The 15,105-nt window shown below is 58.8% G+C and carries 15 protein-coding genes and 1 tRNA gene; 8 read left to right on the top strand and 8 right to left on the bottom strand.

Annotated elements, in window-relative coordinates:
- Positions 1-9: 9 nt before the first annotated feature.
- Positions 10-993 (bottom strand): alpha/beta fold hydrolase, encoded by a 984-nt coding sequence (locus tag D8U69_RS09385; RefSeq protein WP_056852189.1) that lies wholly within the window; start codon positions 991-993, stop codon positions 10-12.
- 71 nt (positions 994-1,064) lie between these two features.
- Positions 1,065-2,117 (bottom strand): PDDEXK nuclease domain-containing protein, encoded by a 1,053-nt coding sequence (locus D8U69_RS09380; RefSeq protein WP_130907180.1) that lies wholly within the window; start codon positions 2,115-2,117, stop codon positions 1,065-1,067.
- A gap of 262 nt (positions 2,118-2,379) precedes the next feature.
- Here D8U69_RS09380 and D8U69_RS09375 point away from each other — a divergent pair, with 262 nt between their 5' ends.
- On the top strand, positions 2,380-2,829 hold the full coding sequence (locus D8U69_RS09375; protein ID WP_056852191.1) for a hypothetical protein: 450 nt from the start codon (positions 2,380-2,382) through the stop codon (positions 2,827-2,829).
- Positions 2,830-2,964: 135 nt separating this feature from the next.
- Here the strand turns inward: D8U69_RS09375 and D8U69_RS09370 are convergent.
- The 4 genes from D8U69_RS09370 to D8U69_RS09355 all read right to left on the bottom strand — a co-directional run bounded on the left by D8U69_RS09370 (position 2,965) and on the right by D8U69_RS09355 (position 6,690).
- Positions 2,965-3,040: transfer RNA gene (locus D8U69_RS09370), tRNA-Phe, on the bottom strand.
- 91 nt (positions 3,041-3,131) lie between these two features.
- Positions 3,132-3,404, bottom strand: coding sequence for an oxidative damage protection protein (locus tag D8U69_RS09365; RefSeq protein ID WP_130907179.1), 273 nt, complete (start codon positions 3,402-3,404; stop codon positions 3,132-3,134).
- Positions 3,401-4,468, bottom strand: coding sequence for an A/G-specific adenine glycosylase (gene mutY / locus D8U69_RS09360; protein WP_130907178.1), 1,068 nt, complete (start codon positions 4,466-4,468; stop codon positions 3,401-3,403). Before mutY ends, D8U69_RS09365 begins: the two co-directional genes overlap by 4 nt.
- The gene (locus D8U69_RS09355) at positions 4,465-6,690 is read right to left on the bottom strand and encodes an AsmA family protein (protein ID WP_130907177.1); all 2,226 of its coding nucleotides are present in this window, start codon (positions 6,688-6,690) and stop codon (positions 4,465-4,467) included. Before D8U69_RS09355 ends, mutY begins: the two co-directional genes overlap by 4 nt.
- 357 nt (positions 6,691-7,047) lie before the next feature.
- On the opposite strand from D8U69_RS09355, the gene D8U69_RS09350 reads away from it, so the two are divergent.
- The 7 genes from D8U69_RS09350 (at position 7,048) to D8U69_RS09320 (ending at position 12,970) form a co-directional block, all read left to right on the top strand.
- The gene (locus D8U69_RS09350) at positions 7,048-8,709 is read left to right on the top strand and encodes an OFA family MFS transporter (RefSeq protein WP_056852197.1); all 1,662 of its coding nucleotides are present in this window, start codon (positions 7,048-7,050) and stop codon (positions 8,707-8,709) included.
- A gap of 374 nt (positions 8,710-9,083) precedes the next feature.
- Positions 9,084-9,677 (top strand): imidazoleglycerol-phosphate dehydratase HisB, encoded by a 594-nt coding sequence (hisB, locus tag D8U69_RS09345; RefSeq protein ID WP_007939452.1) that lies wholly within the window; start codon positions 9,084-9,086, stop codon positions 9,675-9,677.
- Positions 9,677-10,315 carry an imidazole glycerol phosphate synthase subunit HisH gene (hisH, locus tag D8U69_RS09340; protein ID WP_008080553.1) on the top strand — a complete coding sequence of 213 codons (639 nt, stop codon included), beginning with the start codon at positions 9,677-9,679 and terminating at the stop codon, positions 10,313-10,315. The genes hisB and hisH overlap by 1 nt, the downstream gene beginning before the upstream one ends.
- The gene (locus D8U69_RS09335; RefSeq protein ID WP_056852198.1) at positions 10,316-10,576 is read left to right on the top strand and encodes a DUF2164 domain-containing protein; all 261 of its coding nucleotides are present in this window, start codon (positions 10,316-10,318) and stop codon (positions 10,574-10,576) included.
- Positions 10,577-10,618: 42 nt separating this feature from the next.
- Positions 10,619-11,356, top strand: coding sequence for a 1-(5-phosphoribosyl)-5-[(5-phosphoribosylamino)methylideneamino]imidazole-4-carboxamide isomerase (gene hisA / locus D8U69_RS09330; protein ID WP_015093076.1), 738 nt, complete (start codon positions 10,619-10,621; stop codon positions 11,354-11,356).
- 9 nt (positions 11,357-11,365) lie between these two features.
- A complete protein-coding gene (gene hisF / locus D8U69_RS09325; RefSeq protein WP_056852199.1) occupies positions 11,366-12,136 on the top strand; it encodes an imidazole glycerol phosphate synthase subunit HisF in 771 nt (256 codons plus the stop codon).
- Between the two features lie 78 nt (positions 12,137-12,214).
- Positions 12,215-12,970 carry an ABC transporter substrate-binding protein gene (locus D8U69_RS09320; RefSeq protein ID WP_056852200.1) on the top strand — a complete coding sequence of 252 codons (756 nt, stop codon included), beginning with the start codon at positions 12,215-12,217 and terminating at the stop codon, positions 12,968-12,970.
- Positions 12,971-12,973: 3 nt separating this feature from the next.
- Here D8U69_RS09320 and D8U69_RS09315 read toward each other — a convergent pair whose 3' ends face one another.
- A complete protein-coding gene (locus D8U69_RS09315) occupies positions 12,974-14,209 on the bottom strand; it encodes a trypsin-like peptidase domain-containing protein (protein ID WP_130907176.1) in 1,236 nt (411 codons plus the stop codon).
- Positions 14,210-14,312: 103 nt separating this feature from the next.
- On the bottom strand, positions 14,313-15,104 hold the full coding sequence (locus D8U69_RS09310) for a divergent polysaccharide deacetylase family protein (RefSeq protein WP_130907175.1): 792 nt from the start codon (positions 15,102-15,104) through the stop codon (positions 14,313-14,315).
- Between the last annotated feature and the right edge of the window lies 1 nt (position 15,105).

The following is a 15,105-nucleotide window of genomic DNA, read 5'->3' as shown; positions in this document are numbered from 1 at the left end:
CCGTATGCGTTAAGTAGGATTGCTGCGTGGCACCGTCCGCCCGGGTGTGTCGGGGGGCAGCTCGCCGTTTTGCAGCCACGACAATGCGATGGGCCATAGTGTGGCTTGGTATGCGCTGCGAAAAAAGGCGAAATGTCCAACTTCTGTTTCGCCGATGTCTTGCGGGGCGATGCGCAAGTGGGTGTTTGTGCTGCCGGTGAAGTAACCGAGCAGGCGCTCGATGGCCGGGATCGTGCCGTAGGGATCGTCGCAGATGCTGATGGCGAGGGTTTGCGCGGTCACGCCAGCAAAGGGCAGGCGACCGGCGGTTGCGTGGATGACGCTGCCGCTGAAGCGTTTTTCGTAACGTGCAGTGGAGAAGCTCCAGTCACGGACGACACCGGCAGGCGTGTCTTCCAGCCAGCCAAGGCGTTTGCCGGGAAAGTAACCGAAGATCATCGTCAGCAGTGGCATCAGCACATGCCATTTACCAAACATCCGCCAGCGATGGGCCGGTGCATAGTCGCGCCAGTAGGCGAACTGCGCACCGACCGTCACCAGGCGCCGGATCGCATTTCCGGAGGCCCCCAGTCCTGCTGCACAGCCTCCAAAGCTGTGGCCCACCACATCGATGGGCTGATTCGGAAACTCGCGCTTTGCGCGCCGTAGCATCGCCTCGAAATCCAGTGCACCCCAGTCAGTCCATGAAGCCTGAAACCCTTTTAGTGACGGCGGGCGTGATTCACCTATACCGCGGTAATCATAGGTGATCACATCCAGGCCATTGGCGAACAGGTAGTCGGCGAAGCGCGAGTAGTGCCGGCAGCGAACCGAGGTGGCGGCATTGATGATGACCACCGGGCGAGAGCTATCGGGGGCAGCGTGCCGCCAGGTGAAACCGCCGATGATGAATCCGTCTTCTGCGGGTTGCTCGAAGGGCTCGGCAACGGCGTCAGTTACCAATGGCAGCTCGATTTGAACGGGGGCCAGAGGGGGCATGTCCTGCAAATTCATGGGCGCTGGACCTTTGCGGGGAGATGCCAACGATAGTCTTCAAGCTGCGGATGAACAATCCATGAGAGCCATCACGGTGTCTGATGGAGTCGCTCGTCAAGTCGAGCGCGCTCTCGATCAAGCTCTGCACGCAGTTCTTCCTCGCTCGGCAATATCAACTGGTACTTGCTGGCAAAAAGTTGTTCGTGACCTTCCAGAACCGAATAACGAACCACCGATTCATCTTTCTGCGCACATAAGATGATGCCGACGGTGGGACCATCTTCTGCTCCACGTTTGAGGTCGTCGTACATGCGTACATACATGTCCATCTGGCCGACATCCTGGTGTGTGAGCTCGCCCCGCTTGATATCGAATATGACAAAGCATTTGAGCAGGTAGTTGTAGAACACCAGGTCGATGAAGAAGTCCTTGCTGTCAGTGCTGATGCGTTGCTGGCGGGCGATGAAGGCGAAACCTTTGCCCAGCTCCAACAGGAAACCTTGCAGTTGTTCTATCAGTGCCTGTTCGATTTCGCTTTCCTGAAGCTTGCCGGCATGGGGCAGGCCAAGAAACTCCAGCACCACCGGGTCACGAATGAACTCCCGAGGGCTGGCCTTCATTTGCTGAATATGGGTGGCTGCCTCCAGCATCACGGGGGCGCGATCGCGGCTTGCAAGCAGGCGCTCGTAGTAAAGTGTGTTTATCTGGCGTTCCAGTGCTCGACTTGACCAGTTTTGAGTGGCGGACTCGTTCATGTACCACAGTCGGGCGCTTTCGCTGTCGACTCTCAATAGTCGCCGGTAATGAGTCCAGCTCAATTCGTGACGCAGTGCGTCACAAATTGGGAAGGCTTGATAAAACAGGCGCATATACCGAAGGTTGGAGGCATCAAAGCCCTTCCCAAACTGCGCTGTCAGCACTTTCGCTAGGGTCGGAAGTAACTGTTTGCCATAACCTGCCCGCCGAGCACCCTCCTGCTCGAATTCGACAATATGCCGACCAATCTGCCAACAGGTTTGCACTTGAATGGTGTCGACGGCCCGCAGCACCTTCTGGCGCGCCTGGCGTATCAGTTCGCCAAGATTGCCGACAAGCGAAGCGAGTTGCGGGTCTTTTGCGTCATCGGTTCTGAGGTCGTTCATGAGGTCTTCTGCGGCTGATTGATCAGGCAAAAGAGGATGGCAAGAGAGCTTGGGTCGAAGATGCAGGGCACGGCTGAGATATCGGAAGGAATCGCCTGGGCCGCAAGCAGGATCGATCTGACGGAAGAGCAAGTCTGCTGAGCAAATCACGTAGTACGTTTCGTAGTCAGCACAAGTACCAATCGATCTAAAACATCACCAATGCGCGGGAAATCAAAATTCAGGTAACGATTGGGCTTTTCAGAGCCCGGGAGTCGTCATCATGAAAATCCTCCATTCATTCATGTTGCCCCTCGCCGCCATCGGCATGCTGCTGTTTCCTGCAATGGCGCCCGCCGCAAGTCTTGAGCCCGTCGACAGCTCCGGCGTTCAGGTTCAGCGGCAGGAACAAAATGGCATCACCTATCTGTCCGGTGGGATTGGCGAGGATGAGGCAAAGGCTATCCAGCAAACGACTGGCTATAACCTGCACATGACCTTCGCGATCGGGGCGGAGAACAAATACATTCCCGATGTGGATGTGGTCATAGAGAAGGCCCAGGGGCAAACCGTACTGACACTGCACGACGCCGGACCACTGGTGTATGTGCAATTGCCAGCCGGGAAGTACAACGTCATCGCCACACGCAACGGCGAGGTGCGACGTGATGTTGCGGATGTCGGCAGCGGTGCGGCTCGTAACCTGGTCTTCCATTGGAATGGCGAGAGCTAGTGCGGTATTGCGAACAAAAAATTGATAGGCGCGGGAGGGGAGGGGCGCCTTGCCTTTCGATGCTCCGGGATTGAGCCTCATCAAACCGCAGGCATAAAAAAACCCTGAATCTTGCGATTCAGGGTTTTCGGTATTTGGTGCCCAGAGACGGAATCGAACCGCCGACACGGGGATTTTCAATCCCCTGCTCTACCGACTGAGCTATCTGGGCAACGGGGCGCATTAAAAGGGTTTTTCGGATTTACGTCAACGACTTTTTTAAAATTTCTTAAATTAATTCCGTCGCTTACGAAATTCGTGGGTTATTCGGCCGGCGGCACGTAGCCTTCGGCCTTGGCGTATTCCTCGCCGGAAAAGAACTTGTCCATCTCGCCCTGCAGATATTTGCGGTCTTCGGCGTTCATCATGTTCAGGCGTTTTTCGTTGATCAGCAGGGTCTGGTGTTTTTGCCAGTCGGCCCAGGCCTTGGCCGAGACGTGGTCAAAAATGTCCTGGCCTTTGGCGCCCGGGAACGGGGCGCGTTCCAGGCCTGGCAGTTCTTCGTTGTACTTGCGGCACATGATGGTGCGGGTCATGACGACTCTCCTGCGTTCAATACGGCGGCCGCGCGTTCGAGCAAGGTTTTGACCGGGGCGGCAAGGCCCAGGCGCGGCGGGGTGGCGAGGTTATACCAGAGCCAGTCGGCCTCGGCCACGTGATGACCGGCCTCCTGGACCTGGACCAGCCAGGGTTCGATGGACAACTGGAAATGGCTGAAGGTGTGCACCAGGCTCGGCAGCGATTGCTGTGCGCCCAGTTCCAGCGAGTGCTGCGAAGCCAAGTGTTGCAGGTCATCGAGGTCGTCGAGTTCCGGCAGGCTCCACAAACCGCCCCACAGACCGGTAGAAGGGCGACGGTAAAGCAGGATCGCGCCTTCGCCGTTGGCGAGCATCGGCATCAGCGTGCGCTTCTGCGGGATGGCTTTGCGTGGCTTGGGTATCGGGTAGCGTGTTTCCAGGCCGAGCATGTGCGCTTCGCAACCTTTCTCCAGCGGACACAGCAGGCAGCTGGGTTTGCTGCGGGTGCAGAGCGTTGCGCCGAGGTCCATCATCGCCTGGGTGTAGGCATTGACCCGATCATGTGGCGTAAAGCGCTCAGCGTTCGCCCAGAGCTGTTTTGCGACCTTCGGCTCGCCCGGGTAACCCTCTTGCGCGGTAAAACGCGCCAGTACGCGTTTGACGTTGCCGTCGAGGATCGGCGCACGCAGGCCCATGCTGATGCTGGCGATTGCGCCGGCAGTGGACAGGCCGATGCCCGGCAGATCAGTGAGTTTTTCCACATCCCGGGGGAATTCGCCGCCGTATTGCTCAACGACGATCTTCGCGGTCTTCTGCAGATTGCGTGCGCGAGTGTAGTAACCCAGGCCCGTCCACAGGTGCAGCACTTCATCTTCCGGCGCAGCGGCCAGGGCTTCGACTGTCGGCAGCGAAGCCATGAACCGGTCGAAGTAGTTGAGCACGGTGCTGACCTGGGTCTGCTGCAGCATGATTTCCGAGACCCACACCCGATACGGGTTGATGTCCTGCTGCCAGGGCAAGTCATGACGGCCGTGGCGGTCGAACCAGTCCAGCACCGCCATTGAAAACTGCTCGGCTCTCATCGCTTGAACAGCCCCTTGAGCGCATCCTTGAGTTCCGGGCTGACTTTGTCGCCCAGCTTCTCGTCGATTTTTTCGCTGATGCGTTCGCCGGCCAGTTTGCTCGCAACCTGTCCCATGCGTTCGTTGTCCAGTCGGCAAGCCTTGGCACCCAGTTCCAGCGGGCCACGGCAGCGCAGCGGCCACTCGATGCCGACGAATTTCTCACCCACCTGGCAAGCCGGGTCCGGCATGTCGCTCTTGTCGCCTTCGACAATGATGCCTACGCGGTAGTCCATGCCCAGCACCCGCAGATCGATATCACCGTCACCGTTGACGGTCATGCCCGGGATGCGCACTTTCAGGTCCGGGTTGCTGGCCACGCCGTTGCGGAAATTCAGGTTGCCCTTGAGTTCCTGGAACGGTGTGTCCTTGCCCCGTGGCTCGCCACTGAGCGATTTGCGGTTGAGCGTGGCGATGCCTTTGCACAATTGCTGCTCGAGGTTGGCATTGAGCAACACCCCATTGTTGATGACGAAACTGGCGTTGCCATTGAGGGTTTCGATCAGCGCTTTCTGGCTGTTGCCGCTGCCGGTCAGGCTGCTGTTGAGCGTGACCAGGCCTTTGACCGGCGGATTCTTGCCCTGGCTTTCGAGGATTTTTTCCGCCGGTACGCGGCTGATCTGCGTCTGCAAATTCAGCACGGGCGCTTGCTGGCGCACATCGAGGGTGCCCTTGGCGTCGAAGTTACCTTCGTACAAATCACCGCGCAGGCTGGTCAGGGTAAGCAAACCGCCTTGGCCGTTGGCCTTGAGTACGGCGTTGTGGATCGGCAGTTTTTCCAGGGTCAACTGGCCAAAAGTCAGATCGGCGTCCACATCCAGCTTGCTCAGTCGTTCCACCGGCAGCAGGCGCTCGCTGCTCCAGGCTTCTTTGGTCGGCGATGGCGGCAGCGGTGTGCTGCCGGCGCCCGCCATGGCATCGGCTTCGGTGCTGGCGACTTCGGCCTGACGCACTTGCTTGGTGCTGTTGGCTTCGGCCGACTTCGGCGCCAGATAGCGGTCGACGTTGAAAGTGTCTGCCTTGAGGGTTGCACGCAACGATTGCTTGGCGAAGTCTTCGACGGCAATGCGGCCGCTGAAGGTGCTGTCATCGACTTTCAGGTTGATGTCGTCCAGGACGAGGCTGGAAGGCGTGCCCGTAAGACGGGTAGCCAGTTCCACCTTGCTCAGGCTGCCTTCGCCCATGGCCGGCAATGTCTGGCCGATGCTGTCGACGAATTTTGCCAGGTCGAACTGGGCGACCGACAGGCCACCGCTGACTTGCGGGGTCTTGTCCAGATCATTGACCTTCAACTCACCCAGCGCACGCAACTGATTGGCGGAAACCCTGATGCCGGTCCACTCGGCGACATTGGCCGCCCGGTCCAGCAACAACTGGCCTTGGGCGGCGAAGGTCATGGTTTTGCCTTGAAGTGGATCGCCCGCCACTTCACCGGACAGTTTCATGTCTTCCAGTTTGTAGCGCTGCAAAGCACGTTCGAAACGCAGTTCGCCATTGAGCTCGGTGCGCACTCGCAGAACCGGCTGGTTAGTGCCGAGGAATGCAGTGAGCTTGACTGGAATGTTGGTGGAGTCATGCACCGGGCCGGTGCTCAGCTGGATACTTTCGGCGCTGAATTGCTTGCCGGTTTTTTCGTCGTTGTACTCAACGCGGGCGTTGTTGACGGTCAGGCTGTCAATGTCCAGGCGAATCGGCTGGGCCGGTTTATCGGCCTGTGCGGTGGTTTGCGGCTCGGGTTCGCTGGTGGTCGCCGGTGCGGTGTCCGGGTTCGCAGGCTTTGGTACCTTGCCGATGTCTTCCCAGTTGCCGTGGCCATCCTTGTCGCGGTTCAGGCGTAGATTGAGACCTTCAACGCGCACGTCGCTCATCTGCACTTCGCGGCGCAGCAGTGGCAGTACGCGGACCGACAGGCCGAGCATCTGCAGGTCGGCAAACGGTTCGGTGGGCTTGGCCAGGGTCGCGACACCAGCGTCGTGCAATTCAAGGCCGAGCCACGGAAAAAGGCTCCAGCCGATATCGCCATTGAGCGTCAGCTCGATGTGGGCCTTGTCGCGGGCAATCTGGCGAATCTCGTCTTTGTAGTCGTTGGGATCGAAGAGGTGGGTCAGGGCAAAGCCCAGCGCCACAATGATCAGCAACAGCCCGAGAAGTACCAGACCCAGGATTTTGCCGAACGCTTTCATGGGCGAGTCCTTGTAGTTAGTCGAATTCGAAATTTAGCCGGGGAGTATAGCGCTCCGAAAGAGACGACCGGTCAGTGATCACTCGGACCGAGTGTCGGGCGGCATGTTCAGTCGGCCGTTTGGCGATCGTCGGCAGGCGATTTCTGCACGCAAGAGATCGGATAACGTACAAAAAACTGATAGCACTTTGGTTTTTCTGTCACGTGCAAATGGTAACCTTCGCCCGTTCGTCGGTCCTTCTGCGACTTGATGCCGCACCAAAATGGAGCTTCATCGTAAAAAAACAGTCATGCGTGCGCATAAAGGCTGGGGATGAAGAGCACCTGGCGAACCATACTAATAATTGGGGGATACACAATGACCACGAGTATCGCGGCGGACGGCTACGCCGACCAGCCCGCGTTCCTGTCCAAGGAACGCATTATCGCCAAGCCCGGTTTCAACCGTTGGCTGGTGCCACCGGCCGCCTTGGCCATCCACCTCTGCATCGGCATGGCCTACGGCTTTTCGGTGTTCTGGTTGCCCTTGTCCAAGGCACTGGGTCTCAGCAAGCCGCTGGCCTGTGCGCCGGACATGAGCTTCATCGCTCAGGTTTTTTCCTCGCAATGCGATTGGCCGATCTCGATGCTCGGCTGGATCTACACCCTGTTCTTCATTTTCCTGGGTTGCTCTGCAGCGATCTGGGGCGGCTGGCTCGAGCATGCCGGACCACGCAAGGCCGGCGTTGTTTCGGCGCTGTGCTGGTGCGGCGGTCTGTTGATTTCGGCGCTGGGCATCTACACGCACCAGATCTGGCTGATGTGGATCGGCTCCGGGGTCATTGGCGGTATCGGCCTGGGCCTGGGCTACATCTCGCCGGTGTCGACCCTGATCAAGTGGTTCCCGGACAAGCGCGGCATGGCGACCGGCATGGCGATCATGGGCTTCGGCGGTGGTGCGATGGTCGGAGCGCCGTTGGCGACTGCCCTGATGAGCCACTTCGGCTCGCCAGAAGGCGTTGGCGTATGGCAGAGCTTCGTGGCGATGGCCGCGATCTACTTCGTGTTCATGATCGGTGGCGCACTGTCCTACCGCGTGCCGCCAACCGGCTGGAAGCCTGAAGGCTGGACGGCGCCTGCGAAAAAAGCGTCGAACGCCATGATCACCAACCGTCATGTACACGTGAACGTGGCATGGAAAACCCCGCAATTCCGTCTGGTGTGGCTGGTGCTGTGCCTGAACGTATCCGCAGGTATCGGCATCCTCGGCATGGCTTCGCCGCTGTTGCAGGAAGTGTTCGGCGGCAAATTGCTGGGCAACGATCTGCCGTTCGGTCAGCTGGATGCAGGTCAATTGGCTTCGATCGCCGCGATCGCCGCCGGTTTCACCGGTTTGCTGAGCCTGTTCAACATCGGTGGCCGCTTCTTCTGGGCATCGTTCTCGGACTACCTGGGCCGTAAAAACACCTACTTCGTGTTCTTTGCCCTGGGCTTTGCGCTGTACGCATTGATTCCGAATCTTGGCCACCTGGGCAACGTCGCGCTGTTCGTGGCCGCGTTCTGCATCATCCTGTCGATGTACGGCGGCGGTTTTGCCACCGTTCCTGCTTATCTCGCGGACCTGTTCGGTACGCAAATGGTCGGTGCTATCCACGGTCGCTTGCTGACCGCGTGGGCAGCGGCGGGTGTGTTGGGTCCGGTGCTGGTGAACTACCTGCGTGAATATCAGCTGAGCATCGGCGTTGAACGTGCCGCAGCTTACGACATCACCTTGTACATCCTTGCCGGCCTGCTGGTGCTGGGTTTCATCTGCAACCTGCTGGTGCGTCCGGTGGCCGACAAGTACTTCATGACCGACGCTGAACTGGCTGCCGAACAGGCGCTGGGCCACGACAAAGGTGCTGATGCCAGCACGTCGCTGGAGTGGAAAGCGGCGCCGGGCACCAAGCCTCTGGCAATTGCTGCCTGGCTGGCGGTGGGTATTCCGTTGGCGTGGGGTGTGTGGGTGACCCTGCAGAAGACGGCGGTACTGTTCCACTAAGTAAAAACGCAATACCCCTGTAGGAGTGAGCTCTGCTCGCGATACCGGTCTGACAGTCGACAGAAATGTTGAATGTGAGAGCCCTATCGCGAGCAGGCTCACTCCTACAGTTGTTTCTGATCGTTCCCATGCTCTGCGTGGGAATGCCTCCCGTGACGCTCCGCGTCACAGTCAAAGCGGACGCGGAGCGTCCAAGGCTGCACTCCCACGCAGAGCGTGGGAGCGATCAGTAGCCTGTCGTGCTTGTATGGACATGTCTACCCGCGACAGCCGGGGCTTCTGTCCGTCAGCCATATCACGTCGCGTGTTTCTGTTTCGGCCCCGCGTGCCTATAATGGATGCCTTTTTCGCCCAATGATTTTGCGGAGCTGGTGATGGCCGAACGTATGGCGTCTGTCGAGCGCGACACTCTGGAAACCCAGATCAAAGCCTCGATCAACCTCGATGGCACCGGAAAGGCCCGATTCGATATCGGTGTTCCTTTTCTTGAGCACATGCTGGACCAGATCGCCCGTCACGGGCTGATCGACCTGGATATTGTCAGCAAGGGCGACCTGCATATCGATGACCACCACACCGTGGAAGACGTCGGTATCACCCTCGGCCAGGCATTTACCAAAGCCATCGGCGACAAGAAAGGCATCCGTCGCTACGGCCACGCCTATGTGCCGCTCGATGAAGCGCTGTCGCGCGTGGTGATCGACTTCTCCGGCCGTCCCGGCCTGCAGATGCACGTTCCGTATACCCGCGCCACCGTCGGCGGTTTCGACGTGGATCTGTTCCAGGAGTTCTTCCAGGGCTTCGTCAACCACGCCAACGTCACCCTGCACATCGACAATCTGCGTGGGCACAACACCCACCACCAGATCGAAACCGTGTTCAAGGCTTTCGGCCGTGCGTTGCGCATGGCCGTGGAGCTCGATGACCGTATGGCCGGGCAAATGCCATCGACCAAGGGCGTTCTGTAATGCAGACAGTCGCGGTTATCGATTACGGCATGGGCAACCTGCACTCGGTGGCCAAGGCCCTCGAGCACGTGGGTGCCGGCAAGGTGTTGATCACCAGCGATGCCAACGTGATTCGCGAAGCCGACCGGGTGGTTTTCCCCGGCGTCGGTGCGATTCGCGATTGCATGGCGGAGATCCGTCGCCTCGGGTTCGACTCGCTGGTACGTGAGGTCAGCCAGGACCGGCCTTTCCTCGGTATCTGCGTCGGCATGCAAGCCTTGCTCGACACCAGCGAAGAGAACGACGGTGTCGACTGCATCGGGCTGTTTCCGGGCGCAGTAAAGTTCTTCGGCAAAGATCTGCACGAAGACGGCGAACACCTGAAAGTCCCGCACATGGGCTGGAACGAAGTGAAGCAGAAGGTCAGTCACCCGCTGTGGCACGACATTCCGGACATGGCGCGTTTCTACTTCGTGCACAGCTACTACATCGCTGCGGCTAATGCGCGCCAGGTGGTCGGTGGTGGTCATTACGGCGTCGATTTCGCCGCAGCGCTGGCCGATGGCTCGCGTTTCGCCGTGCAGTTCCACCCGGAGAAAAGCCATACCCATGGCCTGCAATTGCTGCAGAACTTCGCTGCGTGGGACGGTCGCTGGTAAATGGCTGTCAAGAAATCCAGGCCGCCGATCCTGACCCTCACTCCCGAACAGGAGAGCGAGGCCAACAGCAAGATCAAGCGATTCATGGAAGACCGCTTTGAACTCGACCTCGGCTCGTTCGAGGCGGCTGAGATTCTTGAGTTGTTTACCCGCGAAATTGCTCCGCACTATTACAACAGGGCGATTTTCGATGTGCAGACGCATCTCAAAGAGAGGTTCGAAAGCATCGAAAGCGACCTGTGGGCGCTCGAGAAAAACTGATTTCCGAGCCAAGCTGAACATTCGAATTTGAAGGTTTGCCAGATGCTGATTATTCCCGCTATCGATCTTAAAGACGGTGCCTGTGTTCGTCTGCGCCAGGGCCGCATGGAAGATTCCACGGTGTTCTCCGATGACCCGGTGAGCATGGCTGCCAAGTGGGTGGAGGGCGGTTGCCGTCGTCTGCATCTGGTCGACCTGAACGGCGCGTTCGAAGGCCAACCGGTCAACGGCGAAGTGGTCACCGCGATCGCCAAGCGCTATCCGAACCTGCCGATCCAGATCGGCGGCGGTATCCGCTCCCTGGAAACCATCGAGCACTACGTCAAGGCTGGCGTGAGCTACGTGATCATCGGCACCAAGGCCGTGAAAGATCCAGCCTTCGTCGCCGAAGCCTGCCGCGCTTTCCCTGGCAAAGTGATTGTCGGTCTGGACGCCAAGGACGGTTTCGTCGCTACCGACGGTTGGGCTGAAATCAGCACCATCCAGGTGATCGACCTGGCAAAGCAGTTCGAAGCCGACGGCGTGTCCGCCATCGTTTATACCGACATCGCCAAAGACGGCATGATGCAGGGCTGCAACGTACCGTTCACCGCCGCGCTGGCTGCTGCCACATCGATTCCGGTCATCGCTTCCGGTGGCATCCACAATCTGGGTGACATCAAGACCCTGCTCGACGCCAAGGCGCCGGGCATCATCGGCGCGATCACCGGCCGGGCGATCTACGAAGGCACCCTCGACGTCGCTGAAGCGCAAGCTTTCTGCGACTCGTACAAAGGCTGAGGACTGACCATGGCGCTGGCCAAACGCATCATCCCTTGCCTGGACGTGGACAACGGCCGGGTGGTCAAGGGTGTGAAATTCGAAAACATCCGCGACGCCGGTGACCCGGTGGAAATCGCCCGTCGCTACGACGAGCAGGGTGCCGACGAGATTACCTTTCTCGACATCACCGCCAGCGTCGACGGCCGCGACACCACGCTGCATACCGTCGAGCGCATGGCCAGCCAGGTGTTCATTCCGCTGACCGTCGGCGGTGGCGTTCGCACCGTGCAGGACATCCGCAACTTGCTCAATGCCGGTGCGGACAAGGTTTCGATCAACACCGCTGCGGTGTTCAACCCTGAATTCGTCGGCGAAGCGGCGCAGCATTTCGGCTCGCAGTGCATTGTCGTTGCCATCGATGCGAAAAAAGTTTCCGCTGCGGGCGAAACCCCGCGCTGGGAAATCTTCACCCACGGCGGTCGCAAGCCGACCGGCCTAGACGCTGTCGAGTGGGCAAAGAAGATGGAAGGCCTGGGAGCCGGTGAAATCCTCCTGACCAGCATGGACCAGGACGGCATGAAAAACGGCTTCGACCTTGGCGTGACCCGCGCCATCAGCGATGCCCTGGGCATTCCGGTGATCGCTTCCGGTGGCGTTGGCAACCTGCAGCATTTGGCCGACGGTATCCTCGAAGGTCACGCCAGTGCAGTCCTGGCGGCGAGTATTTTCCACTTCGGCGAATACACCGTTCAGGAAGCCAAGGCCTACATGGCTCATCGCGGAATCGTGATGCGCTGAACAAACCCATACAGGCCAGTGGACATCATGGCGGGCTCAAGGCACTCTTGGGCACGCCATGGATTTCGGTAGCCAGACATGCTCAAACGTCTTCGTTTTGCCCTCGCCAGTGCTTCCCTGTTGTTCGTCAGTGCGGTACACGCCGCAGACAACCCCAACACCGACATGGTGTTGCTGACGGAAAACTTCCCTCCGTACAACATGGCGAAGAACGGCAAGAATTTCGCCCAAGGCGAGAACATTGATGGCATCGCCACGGACATCGTCCGCGAAATATTCAAGCGTGCCGATATTACCTACAGCCTGACGCTGCGTTTCCCCTGGGAGCGAGTGTACAAACTCGCTCTGGAAAACCCCGGTTACGGTGCATTCGTGATGGCGCGGTTACCCGATCGCGAGAAGCTCTTCAAATGGGTCGGGCCGATTGGCCCGGACGACTGGATCATGCTGGCCAAGGCTGACAGCAAAATCACCCTCCAATCCCTGGACGATGCGCGAAAGTACAAAATCGGTGCGTACAAGGGCGACGCCATTGCCACGACGCTCGCCAAGCAAGGCTTGAAGCCTGTGGTGGTCCTGCGCGATCAGGACAACGCGAAGAAACTGGTCAATGGCCAGATCGATCTATGGGCTACCGGTGATCCGGCCGGGCGCTACCTGGCGCGTCAGGAAGGCGTGATCGGGCTCAAGACTGTGTTGCGGTTCAACAGCGCCGAGTTGTACCTGGCCTTGAACAAGGACGTGCCGGACGAAACCGTCGCCAAACTGCAGGCCGCGCTGGATCAGATGCGCCAGGAAGGCAAAGTTGACGAGATCATGTCGAAGTATCTGTAATTTTCACTGCGAGGCCATTTCAGGCAGGGTGCCCGGCGTCGTGCTTATGTTCACGGCACTGGTAAACACATTGTTCAAAGCCCCCCTTGTCAGCTTCGAATCGGCTGAAGCGACCCCGATGATGCAGAGCGCGTACGCGCCGCTTTGTGGGCCGATTTCACTGTTGATATAGGCGTTTTCTGTACTGATGGCCGGACTGTAGAAAGTAGGCACCTGACAATCCCGAGCGTTACGGACCATTTTATAGCGATAGAAGGGCGCCTTGAGGGAGAACCGGAAATCCCACTTGGGCAAGACCACCTGCCCATTCGCATTTTGCGTTTTATAGACATGTGATTTTAGTTTCCAGGGTTCCGTGACGGTCAGCTCTACCGGCTCCAACGAACAGTTCGGTGCCGCGAGGGTGAAGACGCCATCAATAAAGCACGCGTACAGGAAGCTGGCGCTGTAGCTGTAGTTGAATCGTGCGGCCTGACAAGACGTAGAGTGCTCACAATCGGATTGCGCCGGATGATTTCGCGATATCGCGACCTTACTGACGATGCCGGTAATTTCATTGGTGAGTCTGTTCAGCATCGGACTGCCAGAGCTTCCAGCGTGTAGATCGCAGCTGTTTTTCATGGCTAATGGGAACACTCCAGGGTGATCGATGAATGTTCCGGCGGTTCGTTCAGCGCAGGCACTCAAACGAAGCCCGGCTTCGGTAAAACCACCCGGCGCGCCAACGTTGAGCACATCCTGATTCTCGTAAGTCAGATGTGAGGCGAGCTTGAGCGGGTTGACCCCGGCCTGTATCAGCGACGCCAATGTCGCGTCTATCTCCAGCACGGCAAGATCGGTCCCGACCAGACTGCTCCACAAGGCAATTCGGATCGGGTACTGGCGCTTACGCTGTGGCACGTCATGAAAGTAATGGAAAGTGACGCTGGCGTTCAAAGGCAAATCGGTCCGCGCCGAACCGTATCTAAAAAACACGCAATGACCGCTGGTGAGCAAGTAGGCAGGGCCGGTGGCTCGACCCTGCCTGTTTCGCGTATCCAATAGGACGGCACTGCACGTCTCGCCTGATTGGAGGCTGAGTCGTCCCACACCGCTCCAGATTTCATAAAAATTATCGCTGTTGCGCAGCGCTCTTGACGGCGAGTCATTGACGGCGCCTTCGCCAAGGTCGCGTGCCTGCACTGCAGGATTGGCCAGGACAACCAGGGCGGCGAAACAAAAGAGCTTGAGGTATTTCATATCCATTCCTTGGTGATGAAATTCAGGGTGAGCGCTATCGTGGCACGGGCAAATGCACCTGCAGATGTATATATGTATCGCGAAACGGGAATGGATCTGCAGGTTACTGTGAAGTCGGCAGGCGGTACTGGCCGTCCTTGCCATGCGCCGCCGTGGCGCGATTACCGCGCACGCTGATCATCTGCCGGATATCGATCCACTCGATTCCCTGGGCCTTCAGCTTGGGCAACTCTCGCTCCAGCACTGCCAGTGTCTGCGGATACGGATGTCCGATCATCACTGCCGAGCCTTGTCGGTGTGCGAGGCTGATCGCTGTCTGGAGTTGGGCAAAAATAGCGTCTTCAGTGCGCTCATCATCCAGAAACACATCCCGAGAAACGCTCGCCAGATCGATCTTCTGCGCTTGCTGCGCCGCCACGGTTTGCGCACTGGTGCGGCTGTCGACGAAAAATTTGTGACGACGCTGCAGGTCGGCCATCAACCAGGCCATGGCGGCGGGTTGCGCGGTCATGCGGCTACCCATGTGATTGTTGATGCCGGCGGTGTAGGGAACCCTTTTGAACGCAGCGTTCAGGCGTCTCTCAAGCTCCTCGATGGGTAGATCGGGATGCCAGGCAAATGGTCCTGTGGCCGGGTCCATCGGCATATGCAGAATGACGATCTTGCCGGCGCGATGGGCTTCGCGGGCGAATTCGGTGGCGTGGGGGGTATCGGGCATGATCGCTGCGGTTACCGGGCCGGGCAGGCCCAGCACGCGGCGATCCCGGGGCAGGCTTTGCCCCAGGTCGTCGATGATCAAGCTCAGGTAGGCTTTTTGCGGCGCGGTAACGGCGGGGGTGGCGTTAGCCACGCACGCCAGACTGCACAACAGCGCCAGGGTCAGCCGAAGAAGCATC

It is taken from the genome of Pseudomonas sp. Sample_16 (assembly GCF_004307665.1).
Classification (GTDB): Bacteria; Pseudomonadota; Gammaproteobacteria; order Pseudomonadales; family Pseudomonadaceae; genus Aquipseudomonas.
The sequence above is the reverse complement of the archived record's forward strand: the minus strand, read 5'-3'. Positions and strand labels throughout refer to the sequence as shown.

Excerpts from the sequence above, each read along its gene's own strand:
- D8U69_RS09385 (WP_056852189.1), bottom strand. The coding sequence starts at position 993 with ATGAATTTGCAGGACATGCCCCCTCTGGCCCCCGTTCAAATCGAGCTG.
- D8U69_RS09380 (WP_130907180.1), bottom strand. The coding sequence starts at position 2,117 with ATGAACGACCTCAGAACCGATGACGCAAAAGACCCGCAACTCGCTTCG.
- D8U69_RS09375 (WP_056852191.1), top strand. The coding sequence starts at position 2,380 with ATGAAAATCCTCCATTCATTCATGTTGCCCCTCGCCGCCATCGGCATG.
- D8U69_RS09365 (WP_130907179.1), bottom strand. The coding sequence starts at position 3,404 with ATGACCCGCACCATCATGTGCCGCAAGTACAACGAAGAACTGCCAGGC.
- mutY (WP_130907178.1), bottom strand. The coding sequence starts at position 4,468 with ATGAGAGCCGAGCAGTTTTCAATGGCGGTGCTGGACTGGTTCGACCGC.
- D8U69_RS09355 (WP_130907177.1), bottom strand. The coding sequence starts at position 6,690 with ATGAAAGCGTTCGGCAAAATCCTGGGTCTGGTACTTCTCGGGCTGTTG.
- D8U69_RS09350 (WP_056852197.1), top strand. The coding sequence starts at position 7,048 with ATGACCACGAGTATCGCGGCGGACGGCTACGCCGACCAGCCCGCGTTC.
- hisB (WP_007939452.1), top strand. The coding sequence starts at position 9,084 with ATGGCCGAACGTATGGCGTCTGTCGAGCGCGACACTCTGGAAACCCAG.
- hisH (WP_008080553.1), top strand. The coding sequence starts at position 9,677 with ATGCAGACAGTCGCGGTTATCGATTACGGCATGGGCAACCTGCACTCG.
- D8U69_RS09335 (WP_056852198.1), top strand. The coding sequence starts at position 10,316 with ATGGCTGTCAAGAAATCCAGGCCGCCGATCCTGACCCTCACTCCCGAA.
- hisA (WP_015093076.1), top strand. The coding sequence starts at position 10,619 with ATGCTGATTATTCCCGCTATCGATCTTAAAGACGGTGCCTGTGTTCGT.
- hisF (WP_056852199.1), top strand. The coding sequence starts at position 11,366 with ATGGCGCTGGCCAAACGCATCATCCCTTGCCTGGACGTGGACAACGGC.
- D8U69_RS09320 (WP_056852200.1), top strand. The coding sequence starts at position 12,215 with ATGCTCAAACGTCTTCGTTTTGCCCTCGCCAGTGCTTCCCTGTTGTTC.
- D8U69_RS09315 (WP_130907176.1), bottom strand. The coding sequence starts at position 14,209 with ATGAAATACCTCAAGCTCTTTTGTTTCGCCGCCCTGGTTGTCCTGGCC.
- D8U69_RS09310 (WP_130907175.1), bottom strand. The coding sequence starts at position 15,104 with ATGCTTCTTCGGCTGACCCTGGCGCTGTTGTGCAGTCTGGCGTGCGTG.